The 18,148-nt window shown below is 65.4% G+C and carries 15 protein-coding genes; 11 read left to right on the top strand and 4 right to left on the bottom strand.

Annotation, left to right across the window (positions count from 1 at the left end):
* The first annotated feature begins 162 nt into the window (after window positions 1-162).
* The 3 genes from LRX75_RS00805 to LRX75_RS00795 are packed head-to-tail and all read left to right on the top strand — an operon-like array spanning window position 163 to window position 2,977.
* Entirely contained in the window at window positions 163-1,065 is a 903-nt protein-coding gene (locus LRX75_RS00805) for a carbohydrate ABC transporter permease (protein ID WP_231811312.1), read from the top strand.
* Window positions 1,062-1,889, top strand: a complete 828-nt coding sequence (locus tag LRX75_RS00800) for a carbohydrate ABC transporter permease (RefSeq protein WP_231811311.1) — start codon at window positions 1,062-1,064, stop codon at window positions 1,887-1,889. The genes LRX75_RS00805 and LRX75_RS00800 overlap by 4 nt, the downstream gene beginning before the upstream one ends.
* Window positions 1,886-2,977 carry an ABC transporter ATP-binding protein gene (locus LRX75_RS00795; protein WP_231811310.1) on the top strand — a complete coding sequence of 364 codons (1,092 nt, stop codon included), beginning with the start codon at window positions 1,886-1,888 and terminating at the stop codon, window positions 2,975-2,977. Before LRX75_RS00800 ends, LRX75_RS00795 begins: the two co-directional genes overlap by 4 nt.
* Window positions 2,978-3,014: 37 nt before the next feature.
* On the opposite strand, the gene LRX75_RS00790 is transcribed toward LRX75_RS00795, so the two are convergent.
* Entirely contained in the window at window positions 3,015-4,544 is a 1,530-nt protein-coding gene (locus tag LRX75_RS00790) for an MFS transporter (protein WP_231811309.1), read from the bottom strand.
* 149 nt (window positions 4,545-4,693) lie between these two features.
* Here LRX75_RS00790 and LRX75_RS00785 point away from each other — a divergent pair, with 149 nt between their 5' ends.
* The 8 genes from LRX75_RS00785 to LRX75_RS00750 all read left to right on the top strand — a co-directional run bounded on the left by LRX75_RS00785 (window position 4,694) and on the right by LRX75_RS00750 (window position 15,012).
* Window positions 4,694-5,617 (top strand): LysR family transcriptional regulator, encoded by a 924-nt coding sequence (locus tag LRX75_RS00785; RefSeq protein WP_231811308.1) that lies wholly within the window; start codon window positions 4,694-4,696, stop codon window positions 5,615-5,617.
* Window positions 5,618-5,803: 186 nt separating this feature from the next.
* Complete coding sequence (locus LRX75_RS00780; protein WP_092938237.1) at window positions 5,804-5,893, top strand: potassium-transporting ATPase subunit F; 90 nt, start codon at window positions 5,804-5,806, stop codon at window positions 5,891-5,893.
* Between the two features lie 104 nt (window positions 5,894-5,997).
* Window positions 5,998-8,067 carry a potassium-transporting ATPase subunit KdpB gene (gene kdpB, locus LRX75_RS00775; protein WP_231811307.1) on the top strand — a complete coding sequence of 690 codons (2,070 nt, stop codon included), beginning with the start codon at window positions 5,998-6,000 and terminating at the stop codon, window positions 8,065-8,067.
* A gap of 133 nt (window positions 8,068-8,200) precedes the next feature.
* Window positions 8,201-9,877 carry a potassium-transporting ATPase subunit KdpA gene (gene kdpA, locus LRX75_RS00770; protein ID WP_231811306.1) on the top strand — a complete coding sequence of 559 codons (1,677 nt, stop codon included), beginning with the start codon at window positions 8,201-8,203 and terminating at the stop codon, window positions 9,875-9,877.
* An 11-nt stretch (window positions 9,878-9,888) separates the two neighbouring features.
* Window positions 9,889-10,449: a potassium-transporting ATPase subunit C gene (locus tag LRX75_RS00765; RefSeq protein ID WP_231811305.1), complete on the top strand. Its 561-nt coding sequence runs from the start codon at window positions 9,889-9,891 to the stop codon at window positions 10,447-10,449.
* 59 nt (window positions 10,450-10,508) lie between these two features.
* A complete protein-coding gene (locus tag LRX75_RS00760) occupies window positions 10,509-13,214 on the top strand; it encodes a sensor histidine kinase (RefSeq protein WP_231811304.1) in 2,706 nt (901 codons plus the stop codon).
* A complete protein-coding gene (locus tag LRX75_RS00755) occupies window positions 13,211-13,903 on the top strand; it encodes a response regulator transcription factor (protein WP_231811303.1) in 693 nt (230 codons plus the stop codon). The genes LRX75_RS00760 and LRX75_RS00755 overlap by 4 nt, the downstream gene beginning before the upstream one ends.
* Window positions 13,904-14,154: 251 nt before the next feature.
* Window positions 14,155-15,012, top strand: a complete 858-nt coding sequence (locus LRX75_RS00750; RefSeq protein WP_231811302.1) for a LysR substrate-binding domain-containing protein — start codon at window positions 14,155-14,157, stop codon at window positions 15,010-15,012.
* A gap of 45 nt (window positions 15,013-15,057) precedes the next feature.
* Here the strand turns inward: LRX75_RS00750 and LRX75_RS00745 are convergent, their stop codons facing one another.
* From LRX75_RS00745 to LRX75_RS00735, 3 genes are read right to left on the bottom strand one after another with little or no spacing between them, the layout of a single operon-like run.
* A complete protein-coding gene (locus tag LRX75_RS00745) occupies window positions 15,058-16,293 on the bottom strand; it encodes an aspartate aminotransferase family protein (RefSeq protein WP_231811301.1) in 1,236 nt (411 codons plus the stop codon).
* Window positions 16,294-16,327: 34 nt separating this feature from the next.
* Window positions 16,328-17,614, bottom strand: a complete 1,287-nt coding sequence (locus LRX75_RS00740; RefSeq protein ID WP_231811300.1) for a TRAP transporter large permease — start codon at window positions 17,612-17,614, stop codon at window positions 16,328-16,330.
* Window positions 17,611-18,075 (bottom strand): TRAP transporter small permease, encoded by a 465-nt coding sequence (locus LRX75_RS00735; RefSeq protein ID WP_231811299.1) that lies wholly within the window; start codon window positions 18,073-18,075, stop codon window positions 17,611-17,613. Before LRX75_RS00735 ends, LRX75_RS00740 begins: the two co-directional genes overlap by 4 nt.
* Window positions 18,076-18,148: the final 73 nt, after the last annotated feature.

Below are 18,148 nucleotides of genomic sequence, written 5' to 3'. Positions count from 1 at the left end.
CATGGTGCCCGGAGGAGGATCAAGGTCCGCTTGCCTCCTCCGGTGCCGTGTTCATGGGTCGGCCACGACCTGCCCATCCCCGCCACGAACCCCTGTTCCGACGGACGATCACCGCAGGGCGTTCGCGCGCCATTGCCCGGAAAAGCTCTGATGGGAGCGACGATGAAACGCATCTTCTCCAGCCTGGCGGACGGAAAAGGCTTCGATATCGCCTTGATCGTCTTCCCCCTCGCCTTCCTGTTCGTAATGGCCGGCCTGCCGCTGGTCTACAATGTGGTGATGAGCTTCCAGGAGGTCGATATGTTCAGCCTCGGCACCTTTGCGCGCCCTTTCGTGGGTTTCAAGAACTATGTGACGCTGTTCTCGCAGCCGGAAACCTGGCCGATCCTGAAGAACACCGCAATCTTCGTCGTCGCGTCGATCGCCGGCCAGTTCATCGCCGGCTTCGCGCTCGCTCTGTTCTTCTGGACCAATTTTCCCGGCGCATCATGGCTGCGCGGCCTGTTTCTCGTCTCCTGGGTCATGCCCGGCCTCGTGGTCGGCGCCATCTGGAACTGGATCCTCTCGGGCGATTTCGGTGTCCTCAATTACCTGCTGACGGCGCTCGGCATCATCGACGGCAACATCTTCTGGCGCTCCGACCCGAATTTCTCACTCTGGGCGGTCATCATCGCCAATATCTGGCTCGGCACCTCGTTCAACATGATCCTCCTCTCGGTCGGCCTGTCCGCCATTCCGAAGGACCTGTTCGAAGCGGCCGAACTCGACGGCGCCAATGCCTTCCAGCGGTTCTGGACCATCACCTTGCCGATGATGCGCTCGACCATCGGCGCCATCATCTCGCTCGGGCTCATCTTCACCCTTCAGCAGTTCGATCTGTTTGCGGCCATCACGTCCGGCGGGCCGAACAACTCCTCCAACGTCACCCAGTACTGGGCGTGGGACCTGTCGTTCCGCCAGTATGATTTTGCACAGGGCGCGACCATCTCGGTCGTCATGATCGTGTTCGTGATGATGGCCTCGATCGTCTATGTCCGCTCGACACGGCATGAGGTGCGCGGATGAGCGAAACGACGAAACACCGCCTGATGCTGGCGATCGCCTGTGTTCTCGCGGCGATCTATCTCTTCCCGCTCTACTGGATGTACGTGACCTCGCTGAAAAGCGGATCGGCGATGTTCGCGACGCCGCCCGGTCTCTTTCCCAGCGATCCGCAATGGAGCGTCTACACCTATGTCTGGGAAACCCGGGACATGGGCCGCTATATGTGGAATTCGCTGATGATCGCAGCCGGATCCGTCGCTCTCATCGTGCTTCTCGGCACAGGCTGCGCCTATGTGCTCGCCCGCTACCGAAACCGCTGGGTCGATGTCGGCCTGTTTCTGATCCTCATGCTGCAGGTCCTGCCCGCCTCGCTTCTGATCACGCCCATCTTCGTCGGCTTCTCGCAGCTCGGCCTTCTCGCAACGCCGCGTGTGGCCGTCATCATCGCGATCGCGGCGAAAAGCATGCCCTTCTACGTGGTGCTCGTGCGCTCCACCTTTATGAGCGTCCCGATGGAACTGGAAGAGGCCGCGCTGGTCGACGGAAATTCGCGCGTCGGCGCATTCTTCAACATCGTGCTGCCGCTCGCCCGCAACGGCATCCTCGTCAGCGGTATCCTCATCTTCATGCAGGCCTTCGGCGAGTTCGTCTATTCCAAGTCGATAATCCAGAACATCGAGCTGCAGCCGGCCAGCGTCGGGCTCAATTCCTTCATGGGGCCGAACACCAACGAGTGGAACAACATCCTCGCCTATGCCTCGATGTATGTGACGCCGATCCTCGCCATCTTCGTCCTGCTTCAGCGCCGCATCGTCTCCGGCCTCACCTCGGGAGCCCTCAAATGAGCAACCAGACCGAACTGCAGATCGCGTTGACAGGTGTCAACAAGCATTACGGCGCCTACCACGCTCTGAAGAACATCGACCTGCGCATAGCGAAAGGGTCGTTCGTCGCGCTGGTCGGCCCCTCCGGCTGCGGCAAGTCCACCCTTCTGCGCTCGATGGCCGGGCTGGAGACGATCACCAGCGGCGACCTCGTCATCGCCGGCGAGCGGATGAACGCCGTGCCGCCGCGCAAGCGCGATCTCGCCATGGTGTTCCAGTCCTACGCGCTCTATCCGCACATGACGGTGGAGGAGAACCTGACCTACAGCCTGCGCATCCGCGGCGTGAAGAAGCCGGAGGCGAAGAAGGCCGCCGAGGAGGTGGCGGCGACGACCGGCCTTTCCGGGCTGATGGGTCGCTATCCGCGTGAGCTCTCCGGCGGCCAGCGCCAGCGCGTCGCCATGAGCCGCGCCATCATCCGACACCCCAAGGCGTTTCTCTTCGACGAGCCGCTCTCCAATCTGGATGCCGCCCTGCGCGTTCATATGCGCAAGGAAATCCGCGCGCTGCACGACAGGCTGGGCGCCACCTCCGTCTATGTGACGCACGACCAGATCGAGGCGATGACCATGGCCGACCACGTGGTCGTGATGCGTCAGGGGGTCATCGAGCAACAGGGTGCGCCGCTCGATCTCTACGACCGTCCGGTCAACCGTTTCGTCGCCGGCTTCATCGGCTCGCCCGCCATGAACTTCGTGCCGGCCGTTGCGGGGGATGACGGGCGGTCGATCATTCTTCCCTTCGGCGCGGGACAGTGCGTCCCGGTCGATCGCCCCGTGCCCCGCGGGCGCTCGCTGATCGCGGGCCTGAGACCCGAGCATCTCGTCATCGATCCCACCGGTGCAGGGCCGATCCACCTCGATGTCGCAACGGTCGAAAGCACGGGGTCGAACAGCTATATCGCCACCGCCAGCAAGCCGGACATCGTTCTGGTCACGAATGGACGCAGTCCCGTCAGTGTCGGCAGCCGGATTTCGATCGGCATCGCCCCCGAACACGTCCACCTCTTCAACGCCGAGACCGAAGCGAGGATCGCGGTCGAGGGCTGACGTCTCCCTCTCATGGTCGCGTCGCACGAGCCAGGCTTCAGGCTGCGCTTTCGATCCGCGCCCCGCTGGGCGCGTGGGCGTCCGTTCTCAGGAAGACGAAGACCACGAGGGCGGTCAGGAGGGTGATGGCGGTCAGCAGCAGCAGCAGGCTGGCGAAGGCGTCCGCGTAGAGAGACGTCAACACCGATCGATCCAGTCCCTGCAGCGCACTCCCGGCGGCGCCGAGATCGCCCGCCGCAAGCCTTTGGGCGCCCGTTGCGATGGTCGAAGGCACGGCGTGCCCCTTCAGGCCGTCGGCCACCAGCCGTGACAGGATCGCGCTGACGACCGCGAGCGCCACGCCTTCCCCGGCCACCCTCGTGGTGCTGAAAATGCCCGTCGCCATCCCGGCGCGCTCCGTGGGCACGACGCTGACCGCGAGACCGTCCATCAGCCCCCAGGGAAAACTAATGCCCGTCCCGATCGCCAGCATGGGCAGAGCGAGGGCAAGCACCGGTGCCCCGATCGGGACCCGCGACAGCCAGAACAGACCAGCGGCAGAGACCAGCAAGCCGATGCCGCAGATCGTGGCCGGGCGGAACCAGCGCGTCAGACGTCCGGCGACGATCGGCAGGATCAGGAGCGGCGCGGACAGCGCGATCATCAATGTTCCCGCTGCCGCTTCGCCCATACCCTCGACGCCGATGAAGCGACCGGGCAGCAGGACCAGGAGAACGACGAAGCCATAGGCCGGCGCTGCCGCCAGCAATTGGACGCCGACGAAGCGGGGATAAGCGAACAAGGAGAGATCGAGCATGGGCCGGGGGACCGTCCGCTCCACAGCGACGAAGAGAAAAAGGAGGAGCAACGCCCCCGCCAGCAGGCCAAGGACCAGGGCATCGCTCCAGCCGCGCGCGGGGGCGAGCAGAATGCCGTAGGTGAAGAGGCCGAGCGCCGCGGTGAAGCTGAGGGCCCCGCCCCAGTCGAGCCCGCGCGACGCCGGATCGCGGCTTTCCCTGAGGGCGCGCCAGCCAAGCAGGAAAGCGAGGACCGCGAAGACGACGACAGCCAGAAAGATGCTGCGCCAGCCGAGCGCCTCGATCATCAGGCCCGAGGCGACAGGGCCGAGCGACAGGCCGACGCCGAAGCTGGTGCCGACGATGCTGAAGGCGCGAAGGCGCGCCGGGCCTTCGAATTCCTGCGCTAACGCCGCCATGCCACCCGAAAACGCCGCTGCCGCGGCAAAACCCTGGGCCGCGCGCAAGAGATCGAACATCAGGATATCCGCCGCGAAGACGAGCGCGAGCGACACCAATGCGAACGACCCGACGCCTGCGAGAAAGATCCGCTTGCGGCCATAGCTGTCCGCCAGAGCACCCGCCGCCATCAGGGTCGATCCGAAGGTGAGCATGAAGGCGTTCGTCACCCAGGCGATGGCAACGGGACCGCCGCCCAGCGCCCGGCCGATGGACGGCAGCGCCACCGCGGTGCCCGTGAAGGTGAGGGGCATGGCCGCAGCGGCAAGGCAGACGGCCAGCAGAGCCGGCCAGGGTCGAGATCCGCGGGACGCGATGGAGGGAGATGCCATGGGTCTTTCCTTCAATCAGGAGAGTGGTGCGGCGATAGGCGACCGCTTTCCGCTCAAGTATATTGGTGCTTGAATATTCGGATATGGCGCCGCCATTCCGGTCATAACGGACAGATGCGCTCGAATGGCGCGAAACGGGAGCATATGCGATGGACCGCCTGACCGGCCTCGGGGCCTTCGTCCGCACGGCCGACCTCGGCAGCTTCGTTGCCGCGGGACGGGTTCTCGGCCTGTCCCCTTCCGCGGTCGGCAAGGCCGTGACACGGCTGGAAAGCCAGCTGGGCGTGCGGCTCTTTCAGCGCTCGACCCGAAGCCTGCGGCTGACCGAGGAAGGTCGTGCGTTTCACGAACGCTGCCGCCACATTCTCGACGATCTCGACGACGCGCAGGAGACCCTGCTGCGAACGCGGGAAACCCCGCGCGGGCGGGTCAAGGTCAGCGCGCCCATCGTCGCCTATCACCTGCTCCTGCCCGTGCTTGCGGAGTTTCTGTCGCTTTATCCGGAGATCGAGCTCGACCTCGATTTCACCGACCGCATCGTCGATCTCATCGATGAAGGCGTCGATGTGGCCATCCGGAGCGGGCAATTGCCCGACAGCCGCATCATGGTGCGCAGGCTCCGGCCGTTCCGCCTGCTGCTCTGCGCGTCACCGGCCTATCTGGAACGACAGGGCGTGCCGGCCTGCCCGCGCGACCTGTCCACCCATGTCGGGATCGGCTTCCGCTACCCCAACAGCGGCAAGATCCAGGACTGGCCGCTGGTGCGCCCAGCGGGAGAGCCGGATGTCAGGATCCGGCACGTCCTCACATGCAACAATATGGAGGCTTTGCACGGCGCCGTCCTGCGCGGGCTCGGCATCGGCTGCATGCCGGATTTTCTGGCCGCTGCCGCGCTGAGAAACGGAGAGCTGACGCCGCTCCTGATGGATCATCTCGACGCGCCCGGCCAGTTCCACCTCATCTGGCCGTCGAGCCGGCATCTGTCGCCCAAAGTCCGGGTCATCGTCGACTTCATCAGCAAGAGACTGTTCTCCAGCGACGGCCAGCTCCCGCCGACGCCACCTGATCCCTGAAGGATGCGCCTCCATCCTCGTGGCACGCGCAGCTCAGCCCGCAAGGCCGCACCATCGAAATCCCTATGAGATCTTTATATCTTCGCCGTTTCTCCCGTCTCGAATTCCTACGTGGATCGGTCGCATAGATCCGTCAGGCCCGGCGCTTTCGCCATGCCGGGCTTCGACAGACAGGACAGGTGCGACATGACATTCGACTATATCCTCAGCGGAGGCGTGACCGTCTTCGTCACGGCCTATCTCGCCTATGCGCTCTGGCGGCCGGAGCGCTTCTGACGCCCCGTAAAGGCATTGCGGCGTCAGCGGCACGGGTCCCGTTCGCCCGTCTCACCGCGTCCGGCCGATCCATTTCACCAAACAACCATCATTCGGGGTCTCTCATGAGCAAACCCACATCCGCGAGCATTCTCGATGCCCGCATCCTCGTGCCCGCCCTCGGCGGCGCAGTCCGGAAGCTCGATCCGCGAACCCTGGCCCGGAACCCGGTCATGTTCGTGGTCGCCGTCGTTTCGGTGCTCACCACCGTTCTGTTCTTCAAGGACCTTGCAACAGGCGCGGACGGGCTGGGCTTCTCGTTCCAGATCATCCTCTGGCTCTGGTTCACGGTGCTGTTCGCGAACTTCGCCGAAGCCGTGGCCGAGGGTCGTGGCAAGGCGCAGGCCGAGTCGCTGCGCCGTACCCGGTCCGAAACCCAGGCCAAGCTGCTGGTGTCCGCCGACAGCCGGACGTGGAACGACGTGCCCGGCGCGTCGCTCAAGGTCAACGACGTCGTGCTGGTGGAGGCAGGCGACATCATTCCCTCCGATGGCGAGATCGTCGAGGGCATCGCCTCCGTCAACGAAGCGGCGATCACCGGCGAATCCGCGCCCGTCATCCGCGAGTCCGGCGGCGACCGCTCGGCCGTGACGGGCGGAACGCAGGTGCTGTCCGACTGGATCAAGGTGCGCATCACCGCAGCCGCCGGCTCCACCTTCATCGACCGGATGATCGCGCTGGTCGAGGGTGCCGAGCGTCAGAAGACGCCGAACGAGATCGCGCTCAACATCCTGCTTGCGGCGATGACGCTCATCTTCGTCATGGCGACGGCGACCATTCCGGCCTTTGCCAGCTATGCCGGCGGCTCCATCCCGATCGTCGTGCTCGTGGCGCTGTTCGTCACGCTCATTCCGACCACCATCGGCGCATTGCTGTCGGCCATCGGCATTGCCGGCATGGACCGTCTGGTGCGCTTCAACGTGCTGGCCATGTCCGGCCGAGCCGTGGAGGCGGCGGGCGACATCGATACGCTGCTGCTCGACAAGACGGGAACGATCACGCTCGGCAACCGTCAGGCGACAGAGTTCCATCCCGTCACCGGCGTGACGGAGCAGGATCTCGCCGACGCATCGCAGCTCGCGTCGCTTGCCGACGAAACGCCCGAGGGACGCTCCGTCGTCGTGCTGGCCAAGGAGAAATACGGCATTCGCGCGCGCGACATGAAGGACCTCAACGCGACCTTCGTCGCCTTCACCGCGCAGAGCCGGATGTCCGGCGTGGACCTTGAGGGAACCTCGATCCGAAAGGGCGCGGTCGACTCGGTTCTGAAATATCTGCAATCTCCCGCCGCGTCCGGCGGTAGCGCGGCGACCGACGCCGTCGCTGCCCAGGGACAGGCGATCGCCGACGCGATCTCGAAGGCGGGCGGCACGCCGCTTGCCGTCGCCCGCGACGGAAAACTGCTCGGCATCATCCACCTCAAGGACATCGTCAAGGGCGGCATTCGCGAGCGCTTCGCGGAGCTGCGGCGCATGGGCATCCGCACCGTCATGATCACCGGCGACAACCCGATGACGGCCGCGGCCATCGCCGCGGAAGCGGGCGTGGACGATTTTCTGGCCCAGGCGACGCCCGAGAACAAGCTGCAGCTGATCCGCGACGAGCAGGCGAAGGGCAAGCTGGTCGCCATGTGCGGCGACGGCACCAACGACGCGCCGGCGCTCGCCCAGGCGGATGTGGGCGTGGCCATGAACACCGGCACGGTTGCCGCGCGCGAGGCCGGCAATATGGTGGATCTCGACAGCGATCCGACCAAGCTCATCGAGATCGTCGAGATCGGCAAGCAACTGCTCATGACCCGGGGATCGCTGACCACCTTCTCGATCGCGAACGACGTCGCCAAATACTTCGCGATCCTCCCGGCGATGTTCGTCACGCTCTATCCGCAGCTGGATGCGCTGAACGTCATGGGCCTCGCCACGCCGCAGAGCGCGATCCTGTCGGCGATCATCTTCAACGCCCTGATCATCATCGCGCTCATTCCGCTGGCGCTGAAAGGCGTGGCCTACAAGGCGATCGGTGCGGGTCCGCTTCTGCGGCGTAACCTGCTCATCTACGGCCTCGGCGGCCTCGTCGTGCCGTTCGTCGGCATCAAGCTCATCGACATGATCGTGTCGGCCCTCAACCTCGCATGACCGGAGCAGATCATGACCTTCCTCACCTTCCTCCTCGGCATGGTCCTGTTCGGACTTCTCTTCGCCTTGGCATCCGCCCTCGACAAAGCCTGAGTACCGACCCGTTGACGGGCCTGATGCTGGAGACATCACGATGATACAAGCCATTCTCTTCGTAATTCTGATCATCGGGGGCACCGCCCTCCTCTCGTGGCCGCTCGGCCGCTACATGGCCTGGGCGATGGACCCGGGTGCCGGTCAGGGGAAACCCGATGTCGTCACCGCGATGTTTCGGTCCATCGGCGGACCGGCGACGCGACAGACGCAGGACTGGAAGCGCTACGTGCTCTCCCTGCTCGGCTTCAATGCCGTCATTTTCGTCGTCTGCTTCGCCATCCTGGCGCTGCAGCAGCATCTCCCGCTCAATCCCGACGGAAAGGGCGCGCTGGAGGGCAGCCTGATCTTCAACACGACCAGCTCCTTCGTCGCGAACACCAATCTCCAGCACTATTCGGGCGAGGTGGCGATGAGCTACCTGTCGCAGCTGGCGGCGCTGATGTGGCTTCAGTTCGTCTCGGCGGCCGTCGGCCTTGCAGCGCTCGCGGCGCTGGCCCGCGGACTTGCCGGACGCACGCTCGGCAATTTTTTCGTCGATGTGCAGCGCGCGACGTTCCTTGTGCTCCTGCCGCTCGCTCTGGTCGTCGCCATTTTCCTGCTCTTCACCGGCGTGCCGATGACCTTCCACGGCTCGGCGGTCGCGACCACGCTGGAGGGCGTGCAGCAGACCATCGCGCGCGGACCGGTTGCCGCCTTCGTCGCCATCAAGCAGCTCGGCACCAATGGCGGCGGCTTCTTCGGCCCGAACAGCACGCATCCGCTCGAAAACCCGACCTTCTGGTCAAACGTGCTGCAGACCGTCTCGATCATCATCATTCCCATGGGCTGCGTCTGGATGTTCGGCCGCATCCTCGGGCGGATGAAACATGCCGCGGTGCTCTTTGCGGTGATGCTCATTCTCATGGGCGCCCGCATCACCGGCGCGATCGGCTTCGAAGCCGTGCCGACCCACGCCTTCGCATCGCTGCCGATCACGCAGGACGTCGGCAATCTCGAAGGCAAGGAGCTGCGCTTCGGTGCGGCGGCGGGCCCGGTCTGGGCGGTCGTGACCACCTCCACCAGCAACGGCTCCGTCAATGCCATGCATGACAGCCTCAACCCGCTCACCGGCCTGATGCCGATGATCGGCATGTGGCTCAACGAAGACTTCGGCGGCGTCGGCGTCGGCATGATCAATATGTTCCTCTACATCGTCGTCGGCGTCTTCATCGCGGGCATGATGATCGGCCGCACGCCGGAATATCTCGGCTGGCGTATCGAGGCGAAGGAGGTGAAGTTCGCCATGATGGGCCTGCTCAGCCACGGCTTCTTCATTCTCGTGGGCACGGCGATCTTCGCGGTCACGCCGTGGGGTGCGGCAACGCTCAACAATATCGGTCCGCACGGCTTCAGCGAAATCCTCTACGAGTTCTCCTCGGCGGCCGCCAACAACGGCTCGGGTTTCGAAGGGCTGGGCGACAACACGGTCGCCTGGAACATCGCCACGGGCACCGTCATGCTGCTGGCCCGGTTCATTCCGATCATCCTGCCGCTTGCCATCGTCGGCTCGCTGTCCACCAAGCGCCGCGCCACCGAATCCAGCGGCACGCTGTCCGTCGAAGACGGCACCTTCGCCGGCATGCTGACCGTCACCGTCGTCATCGTCGGCGCGCTGACCTTCTTGCCCGCCGCCACCCTCGGCCCCATCGCCGAGCACGTCATGTTCATGAAGTGAGAACAGCCATCATGGAAACCCTTCTCTCCAGTCTCCGCATCACCGTTGCCACCATGGTCATCTGCGTCGGCGGCTATACCGGCGTCGTCTGGGCCGTCGGTCAGGCGGCCGCTCCTGACCTTGCCGACGGTTCGCTGATCACCGCGCCGGACGGCACGATCATCGGAAGCCGCCAGGTTGCGCAGGCCTTTACACAGCCGCGATATTTCTGGTCACGTCCGTCTGCCGTGGATTACAATGCAGCAGGCGCCGGCGGCTCGAACAAATCGCCGACGAGCACGGACCTGACGGACCGTGCCAAGGAAACCGTCGCCGCCTACGGAGCGACGCCTGAGAACCCCCTGCCGGCGGAACTGGCCGCCGCCTCGGGTGCAGGTCTCGACCCTCATATCACCGAGCGCGCCGCACGCTATCAGGCCGAGCGTATCGCCCGAGCGCGTCAACTTCCGGTCGATCGCATCAACCAGCTGATCGATCGCAGCGCGTTTTCGCCGGGCGGCGTGCTGACGCCGGACAGGCTGGTGAACGTGCTGGAGATGAACCTTGCGCTGGACAATGCCGCGGCGCCCTGAAACTGAGAGACAGCCGGCAGCGCTTACCGAAGGGCTGCCGGGAAACCACGGAGCGGGCGATGGCCAACGACAAGAACGGCGGACAGGAACGGCGGCCGTCGCCGGAAGCGCTCCTCGCCCGGGCCGACCGCGAAGATCGGGGCAAGCTGAAGATCTTCCTGGGTGCTGCACCCGGTGTCGGCAAGACCTTTGAGATGCTGATGTCGGCCCGCGCGCGACAGGCCGACGGCACCGATGTCGTCATCGGCGTCGTGGAAACGCACGGGCGCAACGAGACGGAGGCGCTGGTCTACGGGCTCGAGGCCGTCGCGCGGCAATCCATCGATTACAAGGGACAGGTGCTGGACGAGATGGACATCGATGCCATCCTCGAACGCCGTCCGGCGCTCGCGCTCGTGGACGAACTGGCCCACACCAACGCGCCCGGCAGCCGCCACCCGAAGCGCTACCTCGATGTGCTGGAACTGCTGGCCCATGGCATCGACGTCTATACGACGCTCAACATCCAGCACGTCGAAAGCCTGAACGACATCGTCGCGCAGATCACCCGCATCCGGGTGCGCGAGACCGTTCCGGACTCCATCATCGATCGCGCCGACGACATCGAGATCATCGACATCACGCCGCAGGACCTCATCAAGCGGATGGAGGACGGCAAGGTCTATGTTCCCAAGACCGCGCGACGTGCCATCGGGAACTATTTTTCGCCGGGCAACCTGACGGCGCTGCGCGAGCTTGCGCTCCGACGTACAGCGCAGCGGGTGGACGACCAGCTTCTCCATCACATGCAGGCCCACGCGATTTCGGGTCCCTGGGCTGCGGGCGAGCGCATTCTCGTCTGCCTCGATCACGGACGCAACGGGGCAGCGCTGGTTCGCTATGCCCGCCGGCAGGCGGACAGGCTGCGGGCGCCCTGGACGGTCATCCATATGGAGACCGCCCGTTCGGCTTCTCTCGCGGATGCGGACAAGGACCGCCTCGCGGCCTGCATGCGGCTTGCCGAGCAGCTGGGGGCGGAGACGGTGACCCTGCCTGCGTCGAACGTGTCCCGCGACCTCATTGCCTACGCCGCCGCCACCAACGTCAACCACCTCATCGTCGGCAAGTCCGACAGGCCCCGCTGGCGGGAATGGTACGAGGGCTCGATCACCCACGACCTCATCCGCAACGCCGGCACCATCAGCGTGCACGTCATGTCGGGCGGGGGCGAGGAGGTTGCGCCGAGAGGTGTCCGGACGGCGAGCACCGGGAGCCGGATCAAGCCGAGGGACTATGCCTTCAGCCTCGCCTTCGTCTCGCTGGCCGTCGTCACCGGCATCCTCCTCGACCAGACGCTCAACGTGCAGAACCTTGCGCTCGTGTTCCTCATGGGCGTTCTCGCATCGGCCGTCAGGGGCGGCCTCGGCCCCGGGCTCTTTGCCTCCGTCCTCGGCGCGTTCGCCTTCAATTTCTTTTTCCTGGAACCGCGCTACACGCTGACGATCCGCGATCCCGAAAGTGTCGTCGCCCTGCTCTTCTTCCTCGGCACAGCACTCGTGGCGAGCAATCTCGCGGCGGCCGTCCAGAGGCAGGCAACGGCGGCGCGGCAACGGGCGCGCACGACGGAGGACCTCTACCTGTTCTCCCGCAAGCTCGCCGGCACGGGCACGCTCGACGACGTTCTCTGGGCGACCGCCTACCAGATCGCCTCGATGCTCAAGGTCCGCGTCGTCATCCTGCTGCCGGAGGACGGCACCATCGCCGTCAGGGCCGGCTATCCGCCCGACGACACGCTGATCGACGCCGACATCGCGGCCGCGCGATGGGCCTGGGAGCATGATCGGCCCGCAGGCCGCGCGGCCGATACGCTGCCGGGCGCCAAGCGTCTCTACCTGCCGCTTCGCACGGGCCGGGGCGCCATCGGCGTGATCGGGCTCGACAACGACAGACAGGGACCGCTCCTGAACTCCGACCAGCAGCGCCTGTTCGACGCGCTCGCCGATCAGGCGGCGCTCGCCATCGAGCGGATCCAGCTCGTGGCCGACGTGGACAAGGCGAAGCTCGCCGCCGAAACGGACCGGCTGAGAACGGCCCTGCTCACCTCCATTTCCCACGATCTGAAGACCCCGCTCGCGGCGATCATCGGATCGGCCGGAACGATCAAGGACTTCGGTGCCGGCCTGTCGGAAGACGCCAAGGACGACCTGCTGACGACCGTGATCGAGGAATCCGAGCGGCTCAACCGTTTCATCGCCAACCTGCTCGACATGACCCGCATCGGGTCCGGCGCCATGGTGCCGAACACTGCGCCGCATTTCGTCGGCGATATCGTCGGCTCGGCCCTTGCACGCGCGTCCAAGATCACGGCGGGGCATCGCGTGGAGACGGCGATCCCCGACGACCTCCCCATGGTGAACGTCGATCCGGTCCTCTTCGAACAGGTTCTCTTCAACCTGATCGACAACGCCGCAAAGTATGCCCCGGGCCGTACGACGATCCGGATCGAGGCTGTTGGCGAGGCCGGTCTCGTCCGGCTTCGTGTTCTGGACGAAGGACCGGGCCTGCCGCCCGGCGATCTGGAGCGCATCTTCGACAGCTTCTACCGGGTGCGCAAGATCGACCATGTCACGGCCGGCACGGGCCTCGGCCTTTCGATCTGCCGGGGGTTCGTCGAGGCAATGGGCGGTAGCATCACCGCTGGAAACAGGCTGGACGGGGCCGGCGCCGTGTTCCAGATAGTACTGCCGAAGGCGGCGACGTCGAAAGCGGAGGGAACGACAGCATGACCCACGCCACCGTCAGGATCCTTGTCGTGGACGACGAGCCGCCGATCCGCAAGCTGCTCGACGTCGGTCTCTCGTCCCAGGGCTTTGCCGTCCGCGGAGCGCCGAACGCCCGTTCCGCCATCGAAATGGTGCAAGCCGACGTTCCCGATCTCGTTCTGCTCGACCTCGGGCTTCCCGACATGCGCGGGCACGATCTCCTGGCCCTCTGGCGCTCGGAAAACGTCGCCTTTCCCGTCATCATCCTGTCGAGCCGCACCGACGAAGCCGGCATCGTCCAGGCGCTGGAGCGCGGCGCCGATGACTATGTCACCAAACCCTTCGGGATGAACGAACTCGTCGCCCGCATCCGCGTCGCCCTGCGCCACCGTCTCCAGAGCCAGGGCGAGGCTCCCGTCTTCGAAACGGGCGACCTCTCGGTCGATCTCGTGAAGCGCATCGTGAAGGTTCGTGGGACCGAGGTGAAGATGACGCCGAAGGAATACGATATCCTGCGGCTGCTGGTCCAGCATTCCGGCCGCGTCCTGACCCATCGTTTCATTCTTGAAAAGGTCTGGGGCGAGATGAGCGACGTCCAGTACCTGAGGGTCTACGTCCGGCAGCTCCGCCAGAAGATCGAGCAAAGCCCCGACCAGCCGCGCTATATCCTGACGGAGACCGGTGTCGGCTACAGGCTTGCGGAACCTGCGTGACGCGCGTCTTCCGTCGCCATACCGGGCGGGCGTCGCTGCGGCTTTCCGGTCGAGCGGCCAGCCGCATCCGAGCGTTGGATCACATTCGCGTTCCGCCGGACGATGGAAACACCCTTGCCAAAGAGCTCCGCTTTTAGGCAATGCTGATGTCTGCAGCGACAATGCGACAGGCGAGCGATATCGTCGCGGTCTGTCGTCCGAACGCTGGGTCGGCCGGGTGGCACCCGTCCATGAGCAGGAACTGGGTTCACATGCAGCACTTCGATACAGATGCGCTTGCGACCTTCGTGGCCGTGGCAGACGCCGGCGGGTTTACCGCAGCCGGCACGCGGATCGGCAAATCCCAGGCGGCGGTGAGCCTGCTCATCGCCCGCTTCGAAAGTCAGATCGGCCGGAAACTGTTCGACAGAACCCGACGCGGCGTGCACCTGACGGAGACCGGGGAGATCCTGATCGGCTATGCCCGCCGCATCATCGCCATTGAGGACGAGGCTCTGGCCGCCCTGGATCCCGGCGCGATGCGCGGATATGTGCGGCTGGGAATGCCGGACGATTATATCGAGCTGTTCGGGAAGCCTCTGATCGAGGAGTTTTCACGCGCCAACCCGCGCATCCAGGTCGAGATCCAGTGCGATTTTTCCCGCTCGCTGGAATCGATGGTCGAGCATGGCACGATCAACCTCGCCATCATCACGCGTGCGCCGGATTCGGTGGTCGGCGAGTTGCTGCGTCGGGAAAAGCTGATCTGGTGCGGGCCCGCGGAGGGGGATACGCAAAGCCAGCGCCCCCTGCCTCTCGCCTTGTTTCCCGAGAAGGATTGCCGTGCACGACCGCATATCGTGCACGCGCTGACGGAAGCCGGAATTCCGTGGCGTGCGGCGTGGACCTCGTCGCATCTCCCCTCGATACAGGCAGCGCTCGATGCCGGGGCAGCCGTGACGGCCTTGCCGGCCTCCGTGGTGGCCGCGAGACATCGCCGTCTCGACGCGCAAGGTGATGGTCTGCCGACGCTGAAGCCACTGGAGATCGCGCTGCTCGTCCCCCACGGCGCGCGCGCCGCGGTCCGCACGGTCGCAAGCTTCGTTCGCTCGCATTTCCAGCAGCTTTGACCGGACCACCGCCCGCGCATTCGGTCCGACCTGGGCCGGCGGCCTTTAAGCGGCCATGTCGCGCGCCGCATCCCGGAAGATGCCGACCATATCCGCGATGACGGCATCGTCATGGGCATCGGACAAATAGAGCCGCCCGAAGGCGAACGGCATGATCAACAGTCCGCGACGGCGCAACATCTCGTGGAGCCTGAGGGTCAGGGCGGCGCTCGCCTTGGCCTTGGCCTGCGCATAGGTCGAGGGCGCGCTGTCGGAAAACCAGATCGTGAAGACGGAGCCTTCCCCGGACGTCGTGACCGGCAGGCCATGATCGGAAAAGGCCGCCCCGATCTCCTGCCGCAAGCCATGACCCCGCGCCCGAAGCGCGGCGTAGTCCAGATCCTTGAGGACCCGGAACGTCGCCGTCACGGCCGCCGTGGCAACGGGATTGCCGCTATAGGTGCCTGCCCGCGTGACGCCGCCCCCTTCGGCCAGCGCCATGAGGTCGGGCCGGCCGACGACGGCGGCAACGGCAATGCCGCTGCCGATGGCCTTGCCGACCGTGGCGATGTCGCCTTCGATGCCGAGGCCGTGGCCGGCCAGCCCGAAGCCCGTGCGGAAGCCCATCAGCACTTCGTCAAGAATGACCAGTGCCCCGTGGCGTCGGGCCGTCGCTTCGAGATGCGCGAGATAGCCGGGTGCGGCCGGGATGCACCCGGCATTGGCCAGCATGGGCTCGACAATGACGGCGGCGATATCGTCATTCTCCGCAAACAGGCGGTCGACATCATCGATGTCGTTGAAGCGGAGCAGTGTGGTCCGCTCGCGCGTCGGCCTGACATTTGCAAGCATTTCCGCATCGAGCGAGCCTGCCTGTCCGAGCGTCACGTCGTCATACCAACCATCATAGCCGGCGGCCATCTTGGCGATCTGGGTGCGCCCCGTGGCCGCGCGCGCGATCCGGCAGGCCAGGTGGACCGCCTCGCTGCCGGTGTTCGTGAAGATCGCCCGCGAGAGATGTCGGGTGGCCGAGGTCAACACGGCGGCGGCCTCTTCCTCTCCGTCATGGGCGAAAGCGGGCATCGGCCCGTTGCGCACGGCAGCCGTCACCGCGTCCACGATGGCCGGATGAGCGTGACCGACCACGGTGGCGCCGAAACCGAGCGCCGTGTCGATGTAACGGCGCTGTGCATCGTCCCAGACATAGGCGCCTTCGGACCGGCCGGCGAGAAAGGGTACGCCGTCGAGACAAGGCAAGGCGCGGCCGGCGCTGGAGATGCCTCCAACCAGATGTTTGGTCATTGTGATGTGTCCATATGTTGTGCCGCTTCGGGCCCTAGAATCCGAAGTAGCGCGGCAGCCATTCGGTCGTCTCGGGAATGAAGGCGACGAGCAGAAGGCAGATATTGCTGGTGATGAAGAACGGGATGAGCCGGCGCGTGACCGCGTTCACCCCCACTTTGGCGACGTTGCAGACGACGAAGATGTTGGTGCCGACGGGCGGCGTGAACAGGCCGATGCCGAGTGCCATGGTGAAGATCAGCCCGAGCTGGTACGGCTGGAGCCCCGCTTCGACGCCGATCGGATGGACGATCGGTGCCAGGATGATCAGCGACGGCCCCAGATCGGCCCAGGTTCCGACGAAGGTCAGAAGGGCGAGGATCAGGAGGATCGTGATGGTCGGACCGGCACCCCAGGCGTGGAGCAGCCCTGCCGTCCATTGCGGGATCTGCTCGACGGTGAGGATCCAGGAAAACGGCACGGAGACGGCCATGATGATCATGATCGCACCGGTCATGCGCACCGTCTCGACCCCGATCTTCCAGAGACCGGCCCAGGTGATCTCGCGGTAGAGCACGCCGCCCACCAGCAGCGCCCAGACGACGGCGACGAAGGCGGCTTCCGTGGTCGTTGCCAGTCCGCTCAGCATGGAACTCAGCACCGCGATCGGCATCATCAGGGCCGGAAGGGCGCGCAGAAGATGCCGGCCGAAGCTCGACACCGTCGGACGGGTCTCCGATTTCGGGAAGTTCTCCCTGACGCCGACCCACCAGGCGGTCAGCCCGAAGGTGATCGCCAGCATCAAGCCGGGGATGATGCCGGCGGCGAACAGGCCGCCGATGGAGGTGTCGGTGATGACGCCGTACATGATCATCACGACGCTGGGCGGCAGAATGATGCCGAGCGTGCCGGCGGCGGCGGTCACGGCGGCCGAGAAGTCCCGGGGATAGCCGCGTTCGGCCATCGCCGGGATCATGATGGCGCCGACGGCGCCGGTATCGGCCGTCGCGGATCCGGTGATACCGCCATAGATCATGCAGGTGGCGACGTTGACGACGCCGAGCCCGCCCCTGACCCAGCCGAACATGTCATTGGCAAGGTCGATGATCCGGCGTGTCAGGCCACCCTCGTTCATGATGCCGCCAGCGACGAGAAACAGGGGAATGGAGGCAAGCGATATCGAATCCGCACCCATGTAAACCTGCTGGGCGAACCAGGACGGGGGTAGCGGAACCAGACCGCTGAAGATCACGACGAGCGTGGAGAACGCGATCGACCAGGCGACCGGCACGCCGGTGTAGAGCGTCACGGCGAAGACGCCGAAAAGGACGAGAAGGGTCATCGGGCGCGCTCCCGGAAGGCTGGGACGATCCGTGCCAGGGCGATGACGGCCAGGGCCGCTCCCATGAAGACGATAATGCTCTGAACGGTCCAGCTGGGCGCGCGCATGACCGGCGTGGGCACGAAAGCCGTGCGGGCGAGCATTGCCCGGCCGCTCCAGAGAAAGGCCGCGGCCACGCTGAGTAGAATGACATTGTGATAGATGCGGAACCAGCGATTGCGGCCGCTTGTCGAGGTGTTGCCGTCGATGGAGACGTTCTCGCCGGCGACCTCCGAGAGCACGGCACCGATGGCCGTGGTCCACAGGAACAGGATGCCGACCATTTCGAACGACCATGTGATGCCGGACAAGCCGAGGTATCGGCCGACGGCGCCAAGACCCGTGGACAGGATCAGACCGACGACGACCAGGACGCCAATGACCGTCATCACCAGAACCGCTGAGGAAGCGAGGTGTTTCATGGGGTTTCCAGGATAGGAGGGAGGACTTCGCAATCAGACGATGCCGTCCCCCCGGACGATCGTTCGGGGGGAC

The sequence above is a fragment of the Rhizobium quercicola genome (genome assembly GCF_021168455.1).
Classification (GTDB): Bacteria; Pseudomonadota; Alphaproteobacteria; order Rhizobiales; family Rhizobiaceae; genus Ferranicluibacter; species Ferranicluibacter quercicola.
The sequence above is the reverse complement of the archived record's forward strand: the minus strand, read 5'-3'. Positions and strand labels throughout refer to the sequence as shown.

What these genes read in the sequence shown, in the direction of transcription:
- LRX75_RS00805 (WP_231811312.1), top strand. Translation starts at nt 163, where the DNA reads ATGAAACGCATCTTCTCCAGCCTGGCGGACGGAAAAGGCTTCGATATC.
- LRX75_RS00800 (WP_231811311.1), top strand. Translation starts at nt 1,062, where the DNA reads ATGAGCGAAACGACGAAACACCGCCTGATGCTGGCGATCGCCTGTGTT.
- LRX75_RS00795 (WP_231811310.1), top strand. Translation starts at nt 1,886, where the DNA reads ATGAGCAACCAGACCGAACTGCAGATCGCGTTGACAGGTGTCAACAAG.
- LRX75_RS00790 (WP_231811309.1), bottom strand. Translation starts at nt 4,544, where the DNA reads ATGGCATCTCCCTCCATCGCGTCCCGCGGATCTCGACCCTGGCCGGCT.
- LRX75_RS00785 (WP_231811308.1), top strand. Translation starts at nt 4,694, where the DNA reads ATGGACCGCCTGACCGGCCTCGGGGCCTTCGTCCGCACGGCCGACCTC.
- LRX75_RS00780 (WP_092938237.1), top strand. Translation starts at nt 5,804, where the DNA reads ATGACATTCGACTATATCCTCAGCGGAGGCGTGACCGTCTTCGTCACG.
- kdpB (WP_231811307.1), top strand. Translation starts at nt 5,998, where the DNA reads ATGAGCAAACCCACATCCGCGAGCATTCTCGATGCCCGCATCCTCGTG.
- kdpA (WP_231811306.1), top strand. Translation starts at nt 8,201, where the DNA reads ATGATACAAGCCATTCTCTTCGTAATTCTGATCATCGGGGGCACCGCC.
- LRX75_RS00765 (WP_231811305.1), top strand. Translation starts at nt 9,889, where the DNA reads ATGGAAACCCTTCTCTCCAGTCTCCGCATCACCGTTGCCACCATGGTC.
- LRX75_RS00760 (WP_231811304.1), top strand. Translation starts at nt 10,509, where the DNA reads ATGGCCAACGACAAGAACGGCGGACAGGAACGGCGGCCGTCGCCGGAA.
- LRX75_RS00755 (WP_231811303.1), top strand. Translation starts at nt 13,211, where the DNA reads ATGACCCACGCCACCGTCAGGATCCTTGTCGTGGACGACGAGCCGCCG.
- LRX75_RS00750 (WP_231811302.1), top strand. Translation starts at nt 14,155, where the DNA reads ATGCAGCACTTCGATACAGATGCGCTTGCGACCTTCGTGGCCGTGGCA.
- LRX75_RS00745 (WP_231811301.1), bottom strand. Translation starts at nt 16,293, where the DNA reads ATGACCAAACATCTGGTTGGAGGCATCTCCAGCGCCGGCCGCGCCTTG.
- LRX75_RS00740 (WP_231811300.1), bottom strand. Translation starts at nt 17,614, where the DNA reads ATGACCCTTCTCGTCCTTTTCGGCGTCTTCGCCGTGACGCTCTACACC.
- LRX75_RS00735 (WP_231811299.1), bottom strand. Translation starts at nt 18,075, where the DNA reads ATGAAACACCTCGCTTCCTCAGCGGTTCTGGTGATGACGGTCATTGGC.